This window comes from Vibrio sp. 10N.286.49.E11 (genome assembly GCF_041469505.1).
Taxonomy (GTDB): Bacteria; Pseudomonadota; Gammaproteobacteria; order Enterobacterales; family Vibrionaceae; genus Vibrio; species Vibrio crassostreae_C.
This window is the reverse complement of sequence record NZ_JBFRKQ010000091.1, coordinates 6332-27005: the sequence shown is the minus strand read 5'-3', so window position 1 is coordinate 27005 and position 20674 is coordinate 6332. Positions and strand designations below refer to the sequence as shown.

At 42.3% G+C, this 20674-nt stretch carries 14 protein-coding genes; 1 reads left to right on the top strand and 13 read right to left on the bottom strand.

From position 1 onward, the window contains the following. Positions 1–301 precede the first annotated feature (301 nt). The 10 genes from AB4167_RS19935 to AB4167_RS19890 form a co-directional block, all read right to left on the bottom strand. Complete coding sequence (locus AB4167_RS19935; RefSeq protein ID WP_372136937.1) at positions 302–844, bottom strand: hypothetical protein; 543 nt, start codon at positions 842–844, stop codon at positions 302–304. Positions 845–891: 47 nt separating this feature from the next. Beyond that, positions 892–1431 (bottom strand): CRISPR-associated ring nuclease Csm6, encoded by a 540-nt coding sequence (gene csm6 / locus AB4167_RS19930; protein WP_372136936.1) that lies wholly within the window; start codon positions 1429–1431, stop codon positions 892–894. A gap of 200 nt (positions 1432–1631) precedes the next feature. Then, the gene (locus AB4167_RS19925) at positions 1632–1961 is read right to left on the bottom strand and encodes a hypothetical protein (protein ID WP_136982980.1); all 330 of its coding nucleotides are present in this window, start codon (positions 1959–1961) and stop codon (positions 1632–1634) included. 396 nt (positions 1962–2357) lie between these two features. After that, on the bottom strand, positions 2358–3632 hold the full coding sequence (locus tag AB4167_RS19920; protein ID WP_372136935.1) for a hypothetical protein: 1275 nt from the start codon (positions 3630–3632) through the stop codon (positions 2358–2360). Then, entirely contained in the window at positions 3632–4882 is a 1251-nt protein-coding gene (locus AB4167_RS19915; RefSeq protein WP_102320124.1) for a hypothetical protein, read from the bottom strand. The genes AB4167_RS19920 and AB4167_RS19915 overlap by 1 nt, the downstream gene beginning before the upstream one ends. Next, positions 4875–7961: a DEAD/DEAH box helicase gene (locus tag AB4167_RS19910; protein WP_372136934.1), complete on the bottom strand. Its 3087-nt coding sequence runs from the start codon at positions 7959–7961 to the stop codon at positions 4875–4877. The genes AB4167_RS19915 and AB4167_RS19910 overlap by 8 nt, the downstream gene beginning before the upstream one ends. A 5-nt stretch (positions 7962–7966) precedes the next feature. After that, entirely contained in the window at positions 7967–8791 is an 825-nt protein-coding gene (locus AB4167_RS19905) for a serine/threonine protein kinase (protein ID WP_372136933.1), read from the bottom strand. Further along, positions 8782–10830 (bottom strand): protein kinase family protein, encoded by a 2049-nt coding sequence (locus AB4167_RS19900; RefSeq protein WP_372136932.1) that lies wholly within the window; start codon positions 10828–10830, stop codon positions 8782–8784. Before AB4167_RS19900 ends, AB4167_RS19905 begins: the two co-directional genes overlap by 10 nt. 25 nt (positions 10831–10855) lie before the next feature. Beyond that, positions 10856–11743 (bottom strand): hypothetical protein, encoded by an 888-nt coding sequence (locus tag AB4167_RS19895; protein WP_372136931.1) that lies wholly within the window; start codon positions 11741–11743, stop codon positions 10856–10858. Then, the gene (locus AB4167_RS19890; protein ID WP_372136930.1) at positions 11743–13404 is read right to left on the bottom strand and encodes a DUF3696 domain-containing protein; all 1662 of its coding nucleotides are present in this window, start codon (positions 13402–13404) and stop codon (positions 11743–11745) included. The genes AB4167_RS19895 and AB4167_RS19890 overlap by 1 nt, the downstream gene beginning before the upstream one ends. 370 nt (positions 13405–13774) lie before the next feature. Here AB4167_RS19890 and AB4167_RS19885 point away from each other — a divergent pair, with 370 nt between their 5' ends. After that, on the top strand, positions 13775–14200 hold the full coding sequence (locus tag AB4167_RS19885) for a hypothetical protein (RefSeq protein ID WP_372136929.1): 426 nt from the start codon (positions 13775–13777) through the stop codon (positions 14198–14200). Positions 14201–14325: 125 nt separating this feature from the next. Here AB4167_RS19885 and AB4167_RS19880 read toward each other — a convergent pair whose 3' ends face one another. The 3 genes from AB4167_RS19880 to AB4167_RS19870 all read right to left on the bottom strand — a co-directional run bounded on the left by AB4167_RS19880 (position 14326) and on the right by AB4167_RS19870 (position 20567). Beyond that, entirely contained in the window at positions 14326–15525 is a 1200-nt protein-coding gene (locus tag AB4167_RS19880; protein WP_372136928.1) for a restriction endonuclease subunit S, read from the bottom strand. After that, positions 15522–17060 (bottom strand): N-6 DNA methylase, encoded by a 1539-nt coding sequence (locus AB4167_RS19875; RefSeq protein ID WP_372136927.1) that lies wholly within the window; start codon positions 17058–17060, stop codon positions 15522–15524. The genes AB4167_RS19880 and AB4167_RS19875 overlap by 4 nt, the downstream gene beginning before the upstream one ends. 135 nt (positions 17061–17195) lie before the next feature. Further along, the gene (locus AB4167_RS19870) at positions 17196–20567 is read right to left on the bottom strand and encodes a DEAD/DEAH box helicase family protein (protein WP_372136926.1); all 3372 of its coding nucleotides are present in this window, start codon (positions 20565–20567) and stop codon (positions 17196–17198) included. Positions 20568–20674: the final 107 nt, after the last annotated feature.

Sequence of the window (20674 nt, the reverse complement as noted above, 5' to 3'; positions counted from 1 at the left end):
TTCATATTGTTCAAACAGTGTTTGCCATTCTAGGTTGGTGCGTCGTTTTGCCATTTCAACTCTCCTTTGGGTTGGAGAGATGATCTTATTCTTCGTGCTGAAAGATTAGAATGCGGTGTTCATGACACGCTTACGTCTTTGTCATGACTTCCTTTATTTTCAGAAATCTCATTGATGTACCTTATTTATGCTTACTCACAAAGAAGATACACCATGCCATCAAAGATCCTATTATCACACCTGCGTTAACGCACTAATGTTAAATGGATCCAAGGTTTTCAGACCAAACATTTGTTTAGCGTCAGACAACCAGCCCATCTACCTCAATAGTAATACCACTATTGACACTATAACTCGCACCGGCTTTGGCACCATCAGAGTGCACTTTGATTTTTTCCACGATATCTGGAACTAAACGCCTTTCTAACGTTTTATGGAATGCACTTAATGACTGACGTACAAAGTCTTTCGTCAATTTAGGTGTCAATTCAAAATCATTCTGACGCCACTGCCCCTCATCTTCTAAACCCATGCTTTTGTACAAACGCACGTCGGCTTTCATTGAGTCTAATACTTCTAAATATTCACGTGTTTGGTCAACGTCTTCTTCAAATATTCGCCCCAACGTTTCCGTTCTCATGGCTTTTTTGACGAAGAATAAGTAAATCGCTAGCGCTTTAGCTGTAAGTTTTACAGGTACACCAGCCACATCTAATGTCTTATCCTTGGTCGAAATTTTTACTTTAATTTCCGAGCTATGTGCACTATTCAAAGCTGATACAGTTTTTGAAAACGAATGGCTTTGCATTTGGTTGTAAATTGACTCATCAACCTGACGACGCATTCTTACAAACGGGATTTCAGCCAGGGTAACATTAGCGTCCTTGGTGTTTACGACCTTTTTTTATCTCTCCCGACGATGTACTTGTCGTAAGGAGTTGGGTAATAAAATTCACTCACAAACTCAAAATCATCGTCTACGAACACATGACTCAGCACATCTTGCTCACGGCCATACAAAGACATTGCGTAGCCCATGTAAAAAGCCATTGTCTTTCGTCCACCAGCAATTGAAGCATGAATCGCAACATCGTCATTGCGAGTCAACTCCTCTACTTTCTGTGTAATAAAGTCAGCCATGACGACTTGGTCTGCTTCGGCCTTTGCATCATCTAACACATTGCCTTCTTCATCAGAGATCAACCAAATATTGTCAGAACTAAACTTAATGTCTGGAAGTTGATAATCTTGTATTAACTTGTTCCAATGACCATCTTGAAACAACCCTTCTTCTAGCGTTAGCTTAGAGTTAGCGGTAGTAATCACAAATACTTCATCAGGCATTGTTTTACCTTGATGATTCAATGCAAACAGCGTTTCTGTTAGGACTTGAGGGCTTGCGCCTGTCACGGCTACCAAAATATTTTTCAAAATAGGCTCACTAAGTTATTTGGTCTTGTATGAAAAAGAAGGACTTAATAGTTATGCTATCGTCTAGATACCATAAAATTCGTCACCATCTATTTGGTCTGTCTCCTGATTGATAATCTTTCCACAGCCTAGACAATCTGGAGTTAAGTCAGTTGGCATCATAATTATCAAACCACAGTGTGGGCATAGATCACCTTGTGTTAGCATTCACTTAGTTCCCCAAACGCTACAATGTAGCTACCGCCCCAGCCAGTATTGTGCTCTATACAAACACCATTGCGAACTTTCAGCATGCTACAAAGCTGCTCTACCGTAAGTTCAACATCAGAAATATCAAAACCAACAGCTTGAGATAATTCATTGTTGATATAAACAAACTCACCAGCTTCTAAACAAAAACCGAATAGAAACGTCGGATCTTCCTCAAGCTTATCCCAACTCTGCACGCCCTCTCCTGCAATTTGAACTCCAGAAAACGGGGCGAACAGCGGTGTCTCATCACCTTGAATTTTTACCAATTGTATCGTCATATGCGCTAAACCCTTGTTTGTTCGAACGCTATGATAAAAGTTAGATAATTCAGATTGGTATTCTTAAGCTTATGAATGCTCAAAATGAGAAACTCCCTGCGTGTTTGAGCTGAGAGTTTATAGAAAGAGTCAAATTTGGTTAAAGTAGCTAAGAAGTTTACTTGCAAAACCTATAGATAAAAGACACTAATCGCACCCTTAGCCACAGTGATACTTTTGTCATATACAAACCAAAAAAGAACAAACTCATTAACAAAACATCCACCAATTGGTTACCAGTTAGCCGTACTAAGCTAATATTTAGTACAGCTATTAAGGCCGAATCAAGAGACACAACCAATACAATGCCGATAATAAGTTCAATTACAAAATTACTGCTCGATTCTGGTTCTCTCATCAATCTTTACTTTTCAAATAACGTTTAAGTGGCGGCCACACCATTACAATCGCGGTAACTAGAGTGATACTTCCAGATATAGCCCAAAAGGTTAGATTCATTTGTTCTTTTGTTAATGCCATAATTGTGGCTATAGAGCTGGCGGGGACGAGCAAAGCAGCCACAAGTGATACTAACAACAAAACCGTGTTGGATGATTCGTCTTTCTCTTGCTTCCATAACGCATGGTTATGCTCCAGCTCGACGAATGCTTTTTGTTCTATTAACTCTAAATCTGCTTGGCAGCACAGATATTGATACAATCTCTCTGCAAAAGGGTAAGTAGAGACATGAGACATTTTATACGATCGTCTAAATAGGGATATCCGTTCGTAAAGCCTCGCTCTTTGTTTGTTCGGGCTTAAAATCATCTCATCTTTAAAACAACCGAGCGTTGTTCGTTGGCAAATTACCGCGGCTAACAAATCAAGATAGTACTGGTTCGTCGCTAAGTTCCAGTTTAGTGATGATTCTCCTGGGGTTTGATCTACAAAAACAAGACGATTCAGATTAAATTGACAGCGCCAATCAGACCAGTAGTGAAATTGGTTCTCGATAAGCCTCTGTTTTTCGTTTTCAGAGAGCTTATACCTAGGGTTAGAAAAATTGATTCCTGCGCTAAGCTCACTCACGCAAATAGTGTCAGATTGGTCAAAATCACTTACTTGCTTAATCCAAGAACAACTAACAAGCTCATGACCAAAAGCATCTTCTTCATAGTGGCTGTTATTGCTTAGAGGAAGGCTTAGTAAGTCACTAATGTGTTGCTTTAATCCTTTCTTTTGTTGTTCTGAATCCTCCCATAGACAAACATTATGCCTTTCCGTTCTCGGCTCCCATTGAAAAACAGTTCTATTGAGCTCAGCAATACTAGTTGCACTTAGGTTATCGCTAGATTCAAAATGCAAATAAAGCAGACTCACCTCGCCCATTTGGAGAAGCTGTAGCTTGGTAATACAGACCGAAAATTCGTGATTAAACGATTGTTGATTAGGTACCAAAGATAACAACGGGCTATCACTCAATTTAGCTTCAAACACGTAGCGACCTTGTTTCATTGGCCTTAACAAATCGGCACTAGATCGAGTATAGAAGCGTCTTATATCTTTGATCTCATGATCTTGTAAATCTTCGCTCCAATGTTTCCAATTTCCTGAGTTCACAAGTTCTAAAAATGATTTCTTTGAGATAAAGAGCGGTAAAAATCCCCACCCCTGCCATTTATACTCAGCCATTAAGCTTCAACCGCCTCTGTCTTGGGTAAATTATTACTGATCCTAGCTATAGAATAGCGCTCAGCAAGTACACGTACATGCTCTATCTCTTCCACCGATAGTGTATTTTCAATGTAAGCACTTAGCTTTGAATAAGGTCTTTCGTCTCGAGGAATTCTCATATACGAATCACATAAATCAGTGTACTCCCTTAGGCTAGATGCATCCTTTTGTAACTCTTCCTCAAGCAGACAGTAACGAATGGTCAAGCCAGATATACTTGATAGCCTACCCCAAGCTTTCAAGCCTATAGGCTTAGCAGGTAAAGCTTGAGTCCCACACATAAGGATGGCTTTCTGCCCTGACTCTAACCCTTTTGACAACCAATCGAGATTTGCTCGCGTAATATTGACAACTGGGAGACCGAACTCATCAAGTGTGACTTCTCCATCTCCAAAAGAGACCTTTTGCCTTTGATGAAACTCGTTTAAGTTACCTATGATATTTTCGTCATTTAATGCTGTAACTGTCGCCAATATTCCCTCTAAATCATATTCAACGCAGGTTTCTCCAAATGCCACAATCGCTCTTTGAGGCTTATTTTTGCCGACCAAAAAGACCCGTGTTTGAAGATAACCAGATGAGTACCCAATAATCTCGTCAAAGGATAATGCTTCGTCGGTAATACCAAGTGCTCTTTTCGAACTGACCTTTGATAAGTCTAATCCTTTAAGGTTAACTAATTGAGACTCTTCTAAGATATGGTTCGAGCTAATCGTACGTGTAAAGTCGCTAGAGCGAAGCTTATCTACCTCGGTGTAAGGTAACTTATACGCATCTTTCGGCAGCAGTTGTTCTGAAACAGCACAATAGCGATAGGCTCGCTGCACGGTGCGAATTGGGACACCGTGTTCAAGCGTCTCTTCCCCCAACGCTGTTAATTTAAACCTTCCATCAATAAAAGTAACAAAGGAACGGCCTGCCATTTCACTCAAGTGCTTTGTGACAAGTTTTTCTGCTAAACCAGTCAAAGTTACGATAGATTGAACAGAACTGACACCTTGCTCTATCAACTTGAAGATCATTAAATCTATATCACTTAACTCCTCTCTACTTCGCTCTTTTACCAATATTTTCACATTTAGAATAGGTAACAGACTATCTCGAACATAAAAGAGCGTTTCATCAGATCCGATCTGAGAATTTAGTACTTCAGCGTAACTCTTCAAGACATTGAAGTAAGGATTACTATTTGTTTTCTTTTTAGCCATTTTCACTTACCAACATTGTTTTAGAGTGGCGGTTCTGCGGTGCTTTACGCTTGTTTTGAAATGATGGGTTTTGCGGTCGTTGAACCGTTTTTTCGTTAGGAAGAAAACGACTCGCTTGGATTAGCGCCCCTTTCTCATAACACTTACTCTTAAGCAGCACCATCGCTCTCTTGAATTCCACATCATGAGCATTATCTCGGTCTGCACCTTTAGTCAATGTTTGAGAATCACCGATCATTACAAGCTGCTTCTTAGCTCGTGTTTGAGCAACATTAAGTCGTCGCCAATCCGCAAGGAATCCGACCTTACCTTGTCGATTCGAACGCGTGAAGGTGAATATGATCAAATCTCGCTCTTGCCCCTGGAAACTATCTACAGAAGCAACCAGTTCATTCAGTGGCATCTTGAGTTCCAGAAGCTCACCACGCTTTTGTTCTCTGCGTATTGCGTTCTGGATGGCTTTCACGTGATTTGCGTAGGGAACAATAACCCCTATCTCTCGGTTCTCAGCAAGTTCTGGCATCTCCTGAATTGAAGACTTAAGAAGCTCAATAACTAGATTTGTCTCACAAACGTTATCTTGCACCACCGCTCTGCCCTCTTCTGATGTCGACTTTTCACCTTTATTTTCTAACCAAGTCGTGTCTATCCAAATCATCGGCTGTGGGCAATATGACAGTAGCGGTTTTTTCTTATCCATACCGACACCAGCAAAATAGTTGCCCTCATAAAAAGCTTCCGAGACAAAATCACTAATAATGGAAGGACAGCGGAATTGTGTATCCAGCATGATTTTTCGGTCGTCCGGAGCGGCATTCCATAGGTGCTCAAACCAACTCAGTCGATAAAGGTCTTTGTAGTCTCCGAAGTCTTTAGCTTCAACTTCTTCCAGTACTTCATCACTGACGACAGGCGGTAACTGCTTATGATCCCCTACTAATATCGCTTTATTGGCTCGGGACAAAGGGACAATCAAGTTGTGGAGTTGTATCTGACCAGACTCATCTACGATCACAACATCAAAGTCGAGTTCTCTAAATAGGGCTTTGGTATTGATACCAATACAAGTAGCACCAACCACGTTTACGTTTTCGATTAAGATTTTATACAGCGCCTGTTGACGCTCGGTTTTCAATTTATTGAACCACTGCGTGAGGTTGCTATGAATACCCGAAACTTTACGCAACAGTTCATCCAATTGAACCAGTTCTAATTTCGTTACTCTGTCCTCAGACTGCCCTGGCAGAACTACCTCATCAACTAGGGAAGTGACCTTTCTAAAGTAAGCATCAATCTGTTGATTACAGCTTTCAATAAGCTGTTGAGCTTCCTCTATAGACTTCTCTGTATTGGCAATAGAGGCCATAGTCGTTGTTCGTGATTCGCTAAGTTTTCCAGACTTTATATGAGAGCTTTCTATACGGCTATTGACTAGATTGGTCTTTTTAGTGTTTATCCATCGAGAAACAGACTTAAAAATCGGCCACTCTTTTTGCTCAATTTCTTTTAATTGAGCATTTAATCGACGAATAACATTGTCGTGAGAAAGAATATGCGATTCTATTTCAGCCAACTCTACGTGTAAGCTTTTCTGCCTATTAATATGATGGATGTGATCACTTTGAGCTTTATCTGCATTATCCATTTTCGCGATAATTTCATTTCTACTCGCAAGCAGTTCATGAATATAAGTGAGTTGAGACTCTAGGTTTTTCAGTGTCTCATCGGCTGAACTAAACATACGCGCTTGCAATTCAGCGGCTTTATTATCGAGTGTAATGTCCTCCAAGCAAGAGCTGATTTTATTTTCGTTGCCTATACGTAAACACTCAAAATCGTCTTCTTCAGCCAAACGTTCTAGAACATTGTCGACCGCTTTATTGTTTTGCGATGTCACAAGAACACGTTTACCCTGCGCCGCGAAGTACTTCACCCACTGAAGAATAACCGTGGTTTTACCTGTGCCCGGAGGCCCTAGAACCAAAGTGTAATCATTACTACCAGCACCACTATCAATCGCTTTAACTTGCGACGGTGTCGGCGGGAATTTACTTGGAGGTAATGGAACCTTAACTGGGGTAAGAGGCTCATGTTGATACACTTTAGCGGCTAAAGGTAACAACCATGGGTTTTTGGATGACTCAGACTCTAAAGAATCTACAACGGAGTTTCTTACCTTCTTTAACGTCGGTAGAGCCGCAATAGCCAAAAGCGCTTGATCTGGTATTTGTGAATTTAACGCTTGTTTCTCGATGCTAACGTGAATGATAGGTTCATTCTCTACAGGGGTGAGATCCGCCACCTCTAATAATATATCTGTTGGCTCTCGCATTTCGTCGAGCATTTCAAGCAGCGTTGGTTGTACTTCAAGTAAGCGGGAATAATCGAATTCATCCAACGTAATTTCATAGTGAAGACGGTAGGTTGTTCGCTCACTTCGAGCACTGATAGAGGTCGCATTGAAAGGCATACATTGCTGAGCCGCAATTCTTTCGAGTTCATACTCAGAGTCAATGAAACAGCGCAACACATCGACCATCTCTTGCTCTTCGTAGCAAAGCGCCTCCTCTTCTGCTTGTTCTGGTTCTAGCTCTTCGCCCTCCACATTCCATGGAGAATTGATTGCATCGAGTAACTCGGTTGCGTACAAGCCATACTTAAACCTAATATCACGAGCTTCCAATCCATTGCCAAATTCGCGGCCAGTCAGAAACTCAATACCATCGAATTCAAGCAAAGTCCCGTGCTCCAGCATACGCTGACGGTCTTGGTTGTTGGCATAATAAATGCGACTCACCCAAAGCCTAGGTTTTTCTTCACTTTTGGCAACATTAATTGTGATTTTATATTTACCAATAAGTAAGGTAACGATGACGGTATCTTTCGGCTTAAATGAAGAAGCCCAAGCTTTATTAGTTGACTTTAGTTGGCTTATAACCGCCTCTTGCCCTTCACCATTGTCAGGCCAGTTTTTATCCAGATAATTATTTTCCAAACGATACAGTAGAGGAAGAACAGAACCATATTTAGCTGATTTATCTTCCGGCCAAAAAGGCACGGTTTGATTGTATGCAGTCATTACGATTACACCTTGCTATTGAGTTGCTTAGAAGCCTCTTGTAAGGCTTTGACGATAGTAAATACTTGTTTACTGCGCTTACTACAGTCGAACGTTAGCCCCTGTTGTAATGCATCATGGAGCTTTGATGGTATAGAGGTAGGCAAATGAATGTTCATCTCATCCCAATCCGAATTATCAAAATTTGGCTGAAGTACCAGTGGTTGGCCCGTCAATAAATAGTGAGTAAGTTGGCAGAATGAAAAAATGTCCGACGACTGTGTGAGGCTCACGTGTCTCACAAACTCTTGCTCTGGAGAGCGATAATGTGCTGTCCCTTCCTCAAGGTAACGCTTTTGGTTGGACAAACCAAAATCAATAAAACTAACTCCAGCGACATTCTGATTTTTGTCGCTGTGCACAATGATATTTTCTGGTTTGAGGTCTCGATGGGTAACACGATAACGATGAAGTTCAACCAACTTCCAACCAATTTTCTCTGCCAAGCGCAGGCGTTGTGCAAACTCTCTACGATTATTTGGTGCCGTCGTTACAAAGTCATTAAGAGGCTTACCTTCAACCCAGTCCATAAGTAGATAGTGTTTATTTCCTTCTTGCCAATATTGATGGCACTTAGCTGCAACACCAAACGGCAAACGGTTCAGAGCAACAATCTCATTTTTAATTGCTTTACTAGCTTTAAGATCCTCGACCTCAATCTCTTTTAACCCGTAATACAAGCCAAGCTGAGGCAATTTGACGCGATAAAAAGCACGTTTCGTCGCTTCGCACTGATAGATTACCTTTTCCTTGGGGTATTGTTTGGCATAGCCACTTGTCGTCATTTCCATGTCTTTAAGACCTCTATCACTTGCTCAATTGTTGGACGGTATTTAGGTGTAACGTGAAGTATTCTCTGCCAAAACTCAGCATATTGTCCTGATAGCTCTAACTTTTGGCACAGCTGTTTCCAATATGCTGGGCGGCGTCCCTTACTGACTAATTCTTTAGTCGATTGCTCAAACGGCAGTTCCCCACTTAACGAATAAAACACGACTAATCCCAGACTAAAAATATCGGAAGAAAACGTTAAAGACTGACCAGGTTCATTTACTTCCGGCGCTTGGTACTTCTGCTCGAACGTTCTTCTAGCATTTAGGGGCAGTGTCGCAACCATTTCTTGCTGACATAACTCGAAATTTATCAACATTGGCTCGCTTCGTTCGGTGACACGAATATTTGATAAGTTAATGGCTCGATGAATAATCTCGGGGTCACCCACGCTCTGAATCTGTTGGATGGTTTCTGCTAATTCGATCAGTAGGTTGAGTTTTTCTTCTCTTGTAGGGTTCGCACTAAGCCATTGTTCAAGTGTTACAGCAGGAGCTTTTTCAACGAACACATAAAACTTGTCTTCAAGTAATTCCTTATCTTGATAGCGTTGAACCCCATCCACTCTGCTTAAGCGCTTAAGCACTAGAGCTTCTCGGCCCAAGCTCTTGAGCTCGGTTTGGCGATGTACAGCACTTAAGTGATCTAAATTAAAGCACTTCACCCAAACCTGTTCGTTAAATAGAACGGCGTTATAAACGGTAAAGTAATCTGTTGATTCCGACTCAACCGCTTCCAGCTCTACTTCATAATCTCCAACGGTGATGGCACCTTGATACTGTTCAACAGGAGATGCAGTCAGTTCCTGTACGAGCCGATTTATTTCCGATTCAAGCAAACGCCGTTTTGGTTTTTTACCAAATCGAGAGCGGCAGAACTTAACGAGTAGCGAAGATACCTGTTCGGTTTGCGCAACCATGACTTCCCCCATCTCCATAAAAGGAGCCGAAACTGTTTGACCATCATAAATACACTCAACATTGGCGTTACGATTCGTAAACAGTACTAAGCCAGTATTTTTTAATTCTGGCAGCAGCGCTTTTAACTCAGGTAGATCTCCAAACCTTCTTAAGGCTTCTCTGAGCTTAGTGACCGGATTCGAGAGGTAAGTGCGACCCATATCATTATCGACCAACAAGCTGTTTCGTTTGTTCGTGCACATATCAACTGCGATACTGCCGTGATGATCTTTCAATTCAAGCGGAATCACACCAAACGGATAAATAAGCAGTCCATCAAACAAACGGGATGAGTTTTCACTCAAGATCGGCGGGCAAGAGACAATTCTAAAACCTTCGAAAAGAGGTTGTGTGAAAAGTTGTGTTGCTAATTCAGCTAAGCCTCGGCGTTCATGTAAACGCTCTTCTTGTGCCCCAACAAACGGATTGTATGGCCAGTCATTTTCTACAAAAGAGTGCGAGTTCGACATAGGAAAGATAAGTGCAGACCAGTCTTGGTCAACAACCGCCGGAAGCAGTTTTTTTTGCAGTTGGCCACTGGTTAGAGCATCAGAGGTTAAATTAAGCTCACACATCATTTGGCTGCTTAAACCGTCACTGGTTAAAATGAACTTCGTAATCCCATCATTATCAAGGTTCATGTGATGAACGATAGGCGTGACTTCACTACCAACAACAGAAATAGGTTGTGATTCAAAGCCGCGAGATTCGGCTCTTTTAACCCCCTTCTCAACTCGATAAAGCCGAATATTTCCTACCCAAGACAATTCAAACTCTTCTGCCTTCTGAGTGATGATGCCAAATGTAGATTGAACCCCATTGTTGAAAAAGAGTTGATGCAGATCTTCTATCACTTGTTCCGCGACAAACAGCTCATTAGTTTGATTCACGGTTAACCAACTACTTAGCAGGTCTATCCCCTTAGCAACGTCGCAACCCGATACCAGGTCTGCGATAAGTGCCTGACGCCCTGATTGATGGATCCAAGTAAAATCCCCAATATTGTCTTTACCGGATACATCCTTAAACTGTAATTCCATAATATTTATCTAAGCCATTATTTTATTATTCACCCAAACGCGTGCACATTTCTGGATGCTTGTTTTGATACTCGTCGATGCACGCTTTGGTTTCTCTATATTCTTCTAAACCGCACAAACTGATGCTTAATCGATCCGACTGCAGGCCTTTTTCAGGTGCCGTTGAAAAGCCTTGTCCCGCTTTTATTGCCGCTTTGTCGCTCAATAGATATCTATCGTGTATAAACCCATGTGGCACACGGATATAATTCACCAAAGGCAAATCAACCATTGAAGCTTGATACTCACGTTCAAAAACACCTGGTAAATTACTGCAATCCATTGTGGTCACGATACTCACGGTGCGAACACCTGCGGATGTGGCCCTACGCAAAATAGCTTTGAGTAATGCATTACCTGGGAGTTTAAAATAGGGATCCGCAATGATTAGATCTTTTCCCACATTCAGTAGTGGAACAGTCACATCTAAGATATTTTGCTCGGTTTTATCGATCCAAAGTGTTGGAGGAATCGACCAACTCGTGTCTCCATCTATGATCTGCTCATAATTGATATGTTCTGCGCCCGCTTGCTCTGACACAACGGCGTTGAATGCTCTTAGTGAGTGTTGTGATGTCATCCAATTGAGCCAATTCTCATATCCACCCTGCAGTGTTGAATCTGCTCGATCTTTTGGTAACACAATGAAAGGATTCACTTTATCTCGCTGCAAGTTATTAAGAAAATTAGTCACTGACTTTTTCTTAGTTGGCGCAATATCAGAAGCCTTAACACTTTGATACGCCTCCCTAACCCACTCTTTAGTTGGGGCTACCAGATATCGACCATTTTCAAAACCAAAGGCACTTTTAAGCAACGCATAATAGTGATATTCCGACATACAGTGAGGGTCGAGTGCAATCTCCTTGTACATTAGAAAAGCTCCTCATCTCTTTCATCAAAGAAACCACTCGGCCAACCTGTTTCTAAATCACCATCATCGGTAAGCAGTGTTTTATGTGCCACAACTCCTGCATCAGAAGACTCTAGGTAGACAATAGAGAGATCCGCTTTGCTAACTGGCGTAAAGCCACTTGGCAACGCTTGATCTGTCGTTTCTCTGATACGGCGAAGTAAGCGCAGGATCAGATGCTCACTGTGAGTTTCAATGAGGTAGTGGTTTTTACTGTCTGTTTGAGTTAACAAATCACCCAATGAAACTTGTGCTTTGGGATGTAAATGCAATTCAGGTTGCTCACAACAAATCAGGCCACGCTTGTTCGATTCTGCTGCAACCACCAAGGGGAAAACTTGTGAAATACCGGCACCAACGTCACTCGCTGACACCTCAATATCATTTGAAAGGTCCCATAAAGTAACCACGTCGTGTTGATACTCTCGTGAAGAAAAATACTTATGATTGACACCTTCGCTAGACGCTTCATCCAGTTGTCTACGTGTGAAATCACTAAACTTATCGCCATCATTGATATAGTCGATTCGCCCTTGCTCAGACTTTTCAACCAAGGCATAACCAAGATCAAGCCAATCACGACCTGCCATCCAGCGGTTAACTCGATGAACCACCTCCATATCAGCATTGAAAATGGTGTCCCAACTCGCCTTACCCGAGTACCAATCCTTTTGAATCACCTTATCTTCAGCATCGAAAGTAGAATCAGGAATTTGTCTTAGTGGTCCAATAGCAACGCTATCTGAAAGAACATCGTTTAAATTGGCGAGCGATGCGACAATCACATCACTAAAAATTTCCTCGATTCTGCGAGTAATCAAATCATGCTCAGACTCTAAACTCGTTTCTAGCCTTTTATCTAGCCTTGGCAGCGCACCTGATCGAGATTGAAAGTGAAACGGCGCGTGAAGAAACATTTGTTGACTATTCGGTAACGATACATCTATTGGGGTAGAGGTTGCCGCTTCTAAAACATGGTGATGAAATTCACCACATGATCCATCTTCTCGAGAAGCCGTTTCTGTATCATCTTCGTCATCCGTTTTAAATAAAGGATGAAGATAGTTAACTCGGCTCACTTCAGCGTTGTCGTTCGGCTTGGTGTTCTTCACTTCCAGAATGAACTCGTTGTCTAACCACACAGATTGGCGGTAAACAAACGCTGTTTTTTCAGCGTGAGACCACTTGATTTCAAACTCAATCGCGATCTCGTCGGCCCATTCACTAGGGCTACTCATATTGAGTAAAGGTTCAGATACGGACTCACCTAACTGAGCCGCTTTTTGAAGTAAACCCTCAATAAACCAAGTGCTATCATCGAAGCTGTGTCCTGCCTGATTTTTTGGTTTCTGGTACTCAACCTTGATCACCATGGTTTTAGAGAGATCTTTACCGTTAATAAGGTTCTTAAAGCCGCCAACGTATTTATTACCGAGCGCTTCAATTCGCTGAGGGTCACATTGCCCCTTATTAATTACATGCTGTAAGTAGAACAGAGCCATAAGGACACTGCTCTTACCGACACTATTTGGGCCGAACAATAAGGTGACTGGTGCAAACTCGATAGTTTGTGTTTGCTGGAATGAGCGGAAATTGGTTAGAGATAGCTTGGTGATATTCATTTTCAGCGGTAATCATTAACTTTAAGTGGTTATGCTGATACAAATCAGCGAGTTAACTCATACTATTATCATCAAATTGCATATATTTATAGAGTTGACATCACATATACAAATTAAAAATTGAGTCAATACTATTAGTGAAGGATGGACTGCAAATCTCAACATTGATAACAACACAAAATGGTTGGGTTGCTATTGTTTAGACATAAGGATGATTTGAACATCTAGTTTTCTAACATGCCGAGTGATGAGGTTCCTCATGAAATATGTCTTAGCTATTCTTTTTCCTGCCATCGGCCTCATGATTGGTTCGCTGGCCATACCTTTCGGGATCTTCATCGGAGTGTTTAGCTACTTTTTCGTCTCTCACATGACTGAGACCAGCGACTTTCCCCCTATGGCTTCGACTTTAGATTCAGCTTCAGACAGTGAACATTCAGACACCACGCCCGATAACAACCAAGATGATCTGTTTGAATCCGACACTATTGAAAGCACTTTATTTACAGAAGACACCACAACGTTCGATGACAATGCGATTAACCCTGCAAACGGGTTACCTATGATCGGTGGTATTGGAGGTGTGGATGTGGAAGGCAATCCATTCGGCCTAGATTCATCAGATAGCTTTGATAATACCAATCTCTTTGACGACTCAATCAGTTCACTGAATGACGATAGCATGAACAGCAGTTTGTTCGACGACAGTACAAACAGTTGTTTCGATGATTCTAGCCTATTTGATGATGACAGTTTTGGCAGCGGCAGTTCAAGTTTTGATGACCCGTTTTCATAACGGAGCCTTTGAGTAGCTTAAGGGGTTAGGCGAGCAGGATTGGCAATAAAGGGTGGTCTTTTTCTTGATAGCAATGCTGAACAACCTCAGCATTGCTAATTTAAAGGTATATCTAGGGCGTAGCTTTACAGTTCACCAGAGAATGCTTTTTGGGATAAAGAATCAAAAAGACTCGTTGAAGACTGACTACTTTCAATTACTCTACCTTGAGCTAATCGGAATGCTCTCACAGTAGAGGAAAACTGTCTTTGAAGTTCAATTGGCGGGATCGGAAGCATCAGCTCAGACAGAATCTTTTGATTTATATTTTGAATATTAGCGCCTTGCCCCCCCTTCAACATTGCGTGCTTCATTGATGGGATTCGCATGCAGTAATTTACAAAATCGGAATCCAATTGCTCCTTCGAATCGATACGATATCGAATACAGAAACCACTATATGTAACATCTTCATTTTCAGGATGAACAGTCAAACAGCGACCAACCAAAGCCTTATTACCATTAGATCTTACGAACAATAGATCACCATCCTCAAGTAGGTAACTTTTATCTGGCATTTCGTTTAACTCAATTGTTGAGAGTGTTGCAGTACCTAAAATTCGGTCAAAGGACTTGAAGTCACCTACTCCAATAGAATATAGACTTTGTCCTGCCTCACCTTTGCCATAATTCATACCATTTTTGAAGTCACCAAATTTTGTTAGTGATGACTTCTCCCACCCTTTCGGATTAGTAACCGGATCACCAAACATATCCAAAAAGACACTGCGTAGGAACTCATCGGCTAGATCGATGGCTTGCTTGCGCTTTTGGCGGATGGCATCAGCTTTATCTAAAATGGCTGCAATGCGTTTTTGTTCTACTAGCGGTGGGAGCGGGATTCTAAACTCTTTTAAATCGGTTGCGGACAAGTTCGGTTGCGCAGCACCATTTTCAAAATTATCTATTTCACGTCTACAAAGGTTACTAGCAAAATAGTGTTTTAAGTAACCCGTGAACACTTTTTCAGAAGGCCGGACAATAACTAATGATGATGCAATAGCCCCTGTCATTTGCTCTGTAATTAGCGCAAATTTACCAATAGAGCCACGAAGACAAAATAGAATGTCTCCTTGAGCTACTTTGCCGCTACTTAATGAATCGTACTTTGCTTCAGTAATGTAATTAAGGCTACAAGAGTCAATACTATGTTCTTGGCTTAGACTGCCTGCATTTATGAAAGCTACACCCTCGTCGACAAACGAGCCTTTAGCAGGGTAGTTCTTCCCTCGGTCACCATTGATAAATTGAGTTATTTCTCCCAATGAGACAAAGTTTTGACTCATAGCATCCCCTCCAACTCATTCAAGTCAGCCAGAATCTCATTCTCAAGCGCTTTCAGCTTAGCAAGAATCACCTTAGGGTCCTCGTACACTTCTTCCTCATACACCACTTCTTTGTAGCGGTTGATAGAAAGGTCATACTTTTGCGCTTTAATGTCTTCAGCTGAAACCATAAAGGCTTTCTGCGTTTTATCACCAAACTCTTCTTTCAATGTGGCTGTATCATTCGCTTCGTATAGCTCGCTATAACGCTTCCATTTCGCGAGAGCTTCTGGAATATCGTTATCTTTGATTGGGTTACGCTTATCATCTAGTGAATAGCCGTCTGCCTGCATGTCGTAGAACATCACATTGTCGGTGCTGCCGCCTTTGGTGAAGATAAGAATACCGGTAGAGACACCCGCATAAGGCTTAAACACACCACTTGGTAGCGAAATCATGGCTTCTAGTTGGTTATTGTCAATCAGCTCTTGACGTAAATCTTTATGCGCCTTTGAACTGCCAAACAAGACACCATCAGGCACGATGGTTGCGCTGCGGCCACCAAGCTTAAGCATGCGCAAGATTAACGCCACGAATAGCAGCTCGGTTTTCTTGGTTTTCACCATTGAAAGCACTTGCGGGTTTACCGACTGCTCATCTAGGCTACCCTTAAACGGTGGGTTAGCTAGAATTTTGTCGAAGAAATTCTCTTCTTGCGCTTTGCCTGCAAAGTTCTTATTCAAGCTGTCTTGATAGGTGATATTGGCAGAGCTTACCCCGTGTAGCAGCATGTTCATTGCTGAAACGCGTAGCATGGTGGTGTCGAAGTCAAAACCCCAGAACATTTTATTATTAATGTGGTCTTGGTATTCGTGCAACATATCACCGGTGTAAACGTTGTTGCCGTCTTCATCCTGGTAAATGCTTTCTGGGCTAGTGTGAGTACGCGTTAGGTATTCCATTGCGCGAGAAAGGAAGCCCGCTGTACCACACGCAGGGTCACAAATCACATCTGTTGGTTGCACATCCAGCATTTCAACCATCATATCGATGATATGACGAGGCGTACGGAATTGTCCGTTGATCCCTGCAGAAGAGAGCTTGCTTAGCAGGTATTCGTAGATATCACCTTTAACATCACTCTGCTCGAGCGGAAGCTTATCAACCATTTCAACCGCAGATAGCAGTACCGATTCACTACGGATCTCCACATCAGCATCAGCCATAAACTGCGCAATATCTGAACCATTAAGCTCGATATCAGAAAAGTGAGGAAAAACGTTGTTACGCAGGTGAGGAAGCAATTCAGCACCCGACATGTTTTTAAAGTTTTGCCAACGCAGTAACTGACCTTCAGGCGTTTCCGGAAACTGGCGATTAAACGGTTTACCTGTACGTTTAGCCTTTTTCTCTGCCGTGGTTTCTTGCATATCTAACATACGAGAGAACATTAGGTAACTGATCTGCTCAATCACCACCAGCGGGTTGGTTACCCCACCCGTCCAAAATTTTTCCCACAGACCATCGATATCGTTACGTAATTGACCAGTTAGCATAATGCGCTCTTCTTTTAGTGGCTGTTAACTTTGCAAACGACAAAGTTAAGAGGTGTAGATTATGAGATTTTATAATGATTAAGGGAGTTCGTAACCTTACAAACTCCCTTTTCGGTGTTTTGAATGACCGTTTGGTTAATGTGGCATCAAAAATGGCTGCATTAACGCTTCAAGCTCATCCGCTTTTGAATCGGTGAAGATATCTAAGCCTTCGCCATCAGTTAGGCGCTCAAATGGCCCCTCGTATAAATCTGCGACTTTTATACGCCCGTTCTGACAAATAAAGCGTTTCAATTGATTCAAAAACTGCACTTGCTTGTAGCTAAGTTGGTTATTTTGAATGAAATCGGTAAAGCGTTGATTGACCAGATCGGCGTCTAAGCCTACCAACTGAACCAACGTTTGGCTCAGTTCTTGTGACGTTCTGCCATAAAATGCGTTCAAGGCATTCGCATCAACACCGGGGTGCTGCGTTAAAATTGTTGAAGTCAGTGATTTTAGTTCATCTTCTGTCACTGCTTGGTTGTTATGAATCTTCTGTAATACTGGATTATCAGCGAGCATTTTATCGAGAATGTCTTTCAAACGCTTACGGTAAACCATGGCTTCTGTTTCATCACCGATAACCACTACACGGTCAGTTTCACGAACCTCGCCATCTTGCGCTGTGGTTGTCTGAATATTCTCATAGGGAGACAGTTCTTTCTTTTTGAACTTCATGATCCCACGCAGTTTAGTACGTGTGTTTTCAAGCTGCTCTAGCGTAATATCTTGCCAGTATTTCTGGGTTTGCACTCTTGCGATTTCATCACCTTGTTTACGCACTTCTGTGATGGTCACTGCTAGGTTTTGTAAACGAGAGATGTAATCCGCTTTTAGGTTCTCGATCTCACTACTGCCCGATAACTGAGCACTTTGGATTTGCGAAGTTAAGCGATCTAGCATTGAGGCATCTTTATCTTTTAGTGTGCGATTACCCATCAGAGGCGCGATTGTAGTTTCCAGTAAATGCCTAGTGGAACCATTCATTTGGAGTAACTGATCAGTTTCTTGGAGCTGTTTTACGTTTCTCAGCTCACGGCGAACGGCAATTGCGCCTTCGGGTAGGTCACAAATATCCGCTTTCATCTGCGCGCAAGCGAGCTCAAAGGCTTTAACGTCGGCACGCTTTTGAGCTTCATCGGCAAGTTGTAAGCGTGCTTCAAAGACGGTTTGCAGCAGTGAGCGGCTAACGCCAGTGTCTGCTTCTACATACTCTTCTTCAAAATATTCAAAGTTGCCATAGTGGTCGAAAATCAAGAACTCTTCTTTGTCTTTATCGGGGCCAAACAGATCTGGACAAAGTCTTGTACCACGCCCAATCATCTGCCAGAACTTCACCCAAGATTTCACAGGGCGTGCAAACACAAGGTTGACCACTTCTGGAACATCGATACCGGTGTCCATCATGTCTACTGAAATAGCGATACGGAAATCGTTATCTGGCTTTTTAAACTCGTCAATTCGAGCTTCTGGTCGATCAACGGCATTGTGGATCACCTTACACACTTTACTGCCGTATTGTGGATACAGATCTTCACAGAAGAGTTTCTCAAGTTGTTCAGCATGCGCTTGGTTTTGCGCAAAGATGATGGTTTTCCCCACTAGCGACTTAGTGGCATCTTTAATGCCATTTTCCATCAAGTTCTCTAGGATGGCACTGTCGGTTTCGACACTGAAAATCTTCTTGCCAATGTCTTTGCCTTTAATGGTGGTATTTTGCGCCTCTTCTTCTCCGAGATCTTCTTCAAGCTGCGCTTGTTGTTCTGGAGTGAGTTTGCTGTAGTGGATACCATCACGTAAGAATTCGGTAGTGAACTCTTTTACTCTGAATGGATTTAGGAAACGTGGCTCATGCGAGATCGCTTCTGCTAGGTCGAAGTTAAAGGTTGGGTCGCCATTTTCACATCCAAACAAGTCATAAGTGTTACGCGCAATGAACTTGACTGGTGTTGCAGTTAAACCTACCTGCATTGCATCAAAGTAGTCGAAAATGTCACGATAGCGGTTATAGATACTACGGTGTGATTCATCGGCAATGATCAAATCAAAGAAGCCTACATCCAATTGTGAGAATCGGTTCATCATACCTGGGTAAGTCGAGACGAATACACGAGCTGACTGGTCGACTTGGTTTTTCTCCCCGATGACACAACGCGGTTCACTTGGTAAAAAGTCTTTAAACGCTCCATCGGCTTGACGGCGCAACTCTTTACGGTCACACAAGAATAGTACGCGCTTAACCCAGCGAGAACGAAGTAGCAACTCAACTAATGCAATGGATACACGAGTTTTACCCGTTCCTGTTGCTTGAACAATCAGTGCCTTACGGCGCTGATTTTGGAATTGGTTGGTCACCGATTTGATCGCCTCAATCTGATAAGGTCGACCTGCGATGTCTGCGCTAGGGTTGAGTTGTTCTAAATTTGGATCTTTATGTAAATGCTGGTATTGCAAAAACTTCAGGCTATCTTTGGAATAGAAGCCAAACACCTGACGATAGGTGTTGTATTGCTTGGTATCCCAAATACAAATCTCATAGCCATTGGTATAAAACACAATCGGCTCTGGACAGTTATGTTGCTTTGCTAGACCTTCAGCATAATAGCGAGCTTGCTCCCTGCCTTTTTGCATATGTTCACGCGAACGTTTCGCTTCGACAACGGCAAGTGGCGTACCGTCGTCGTCCCAAAGAACATAATCAACATACCCTACTCCGGAGTTTGTCGGTTGGTGTTCGACTTCAACTTCAATGCCTACTTTTTCTGGATCGTTAATATCCCAACCAGCCTGAGCCAGTAATGTATCAATTAACAACTGACGAGTTTTATTTTCATCCCATTGAAGGCTGTTCGCCGTTTGTTGACTACGCGATTTCGCCTGTGCTTTTGCTTGCTTGAGTTGTTCAGCCGTTAGCTCGACCTGAGTTTCTGCTGCTTGTCGCTTCTGGCGCTCGCGCTCTAATTCATCAAACAGCGCTTGTTGCTTCTGTTCGTTCTCTTCAATAGCTTTATCAAGTTGCTTTTGCGTTAAAGAGCTTGAGGTAGGAGCCTCTGGATATACAAGCTCATTGAGCTCGGACACTTGAAAGCCGTAATAGTTAATCGCAAGGTATTGAGATAAAGAGTGAGCTGTACCCAGTGCCGCATAAGCTTTACGCGTCGAACCGTCGCCACCATGTGCAGTGTCATTTCCTTCTACTCGCAAGAAATGAAGCTGATCTCGAAGGCGCGATTCAGTGACATCAATAAAAGCATCGTTCTTTAGCAGTTCCATAAAGCTTGCCTGCGGAAGCCTTGCTAAACCATCAATGGCATAAATCTCTTTGGTGACTTCTTCGGCAAAGCCACGCAATCGCGTTATGGCGCTGCCAGGGTCTAAATGTAGGATCTGCTCAGCGAGGTATCCTAAATTTGCCAGTTTTTCGTTATGTTCACGAATGAGTTCGAAGTTTAAAGAAATCGCCATAAGCCATTGATACTCCAAATTTGAATTGCATACCTTATATCAAATAATCGCTCTTATTACGATGACCGTGTATGCAATTGAGTTATATATTTCCGACTTTTGCTGCA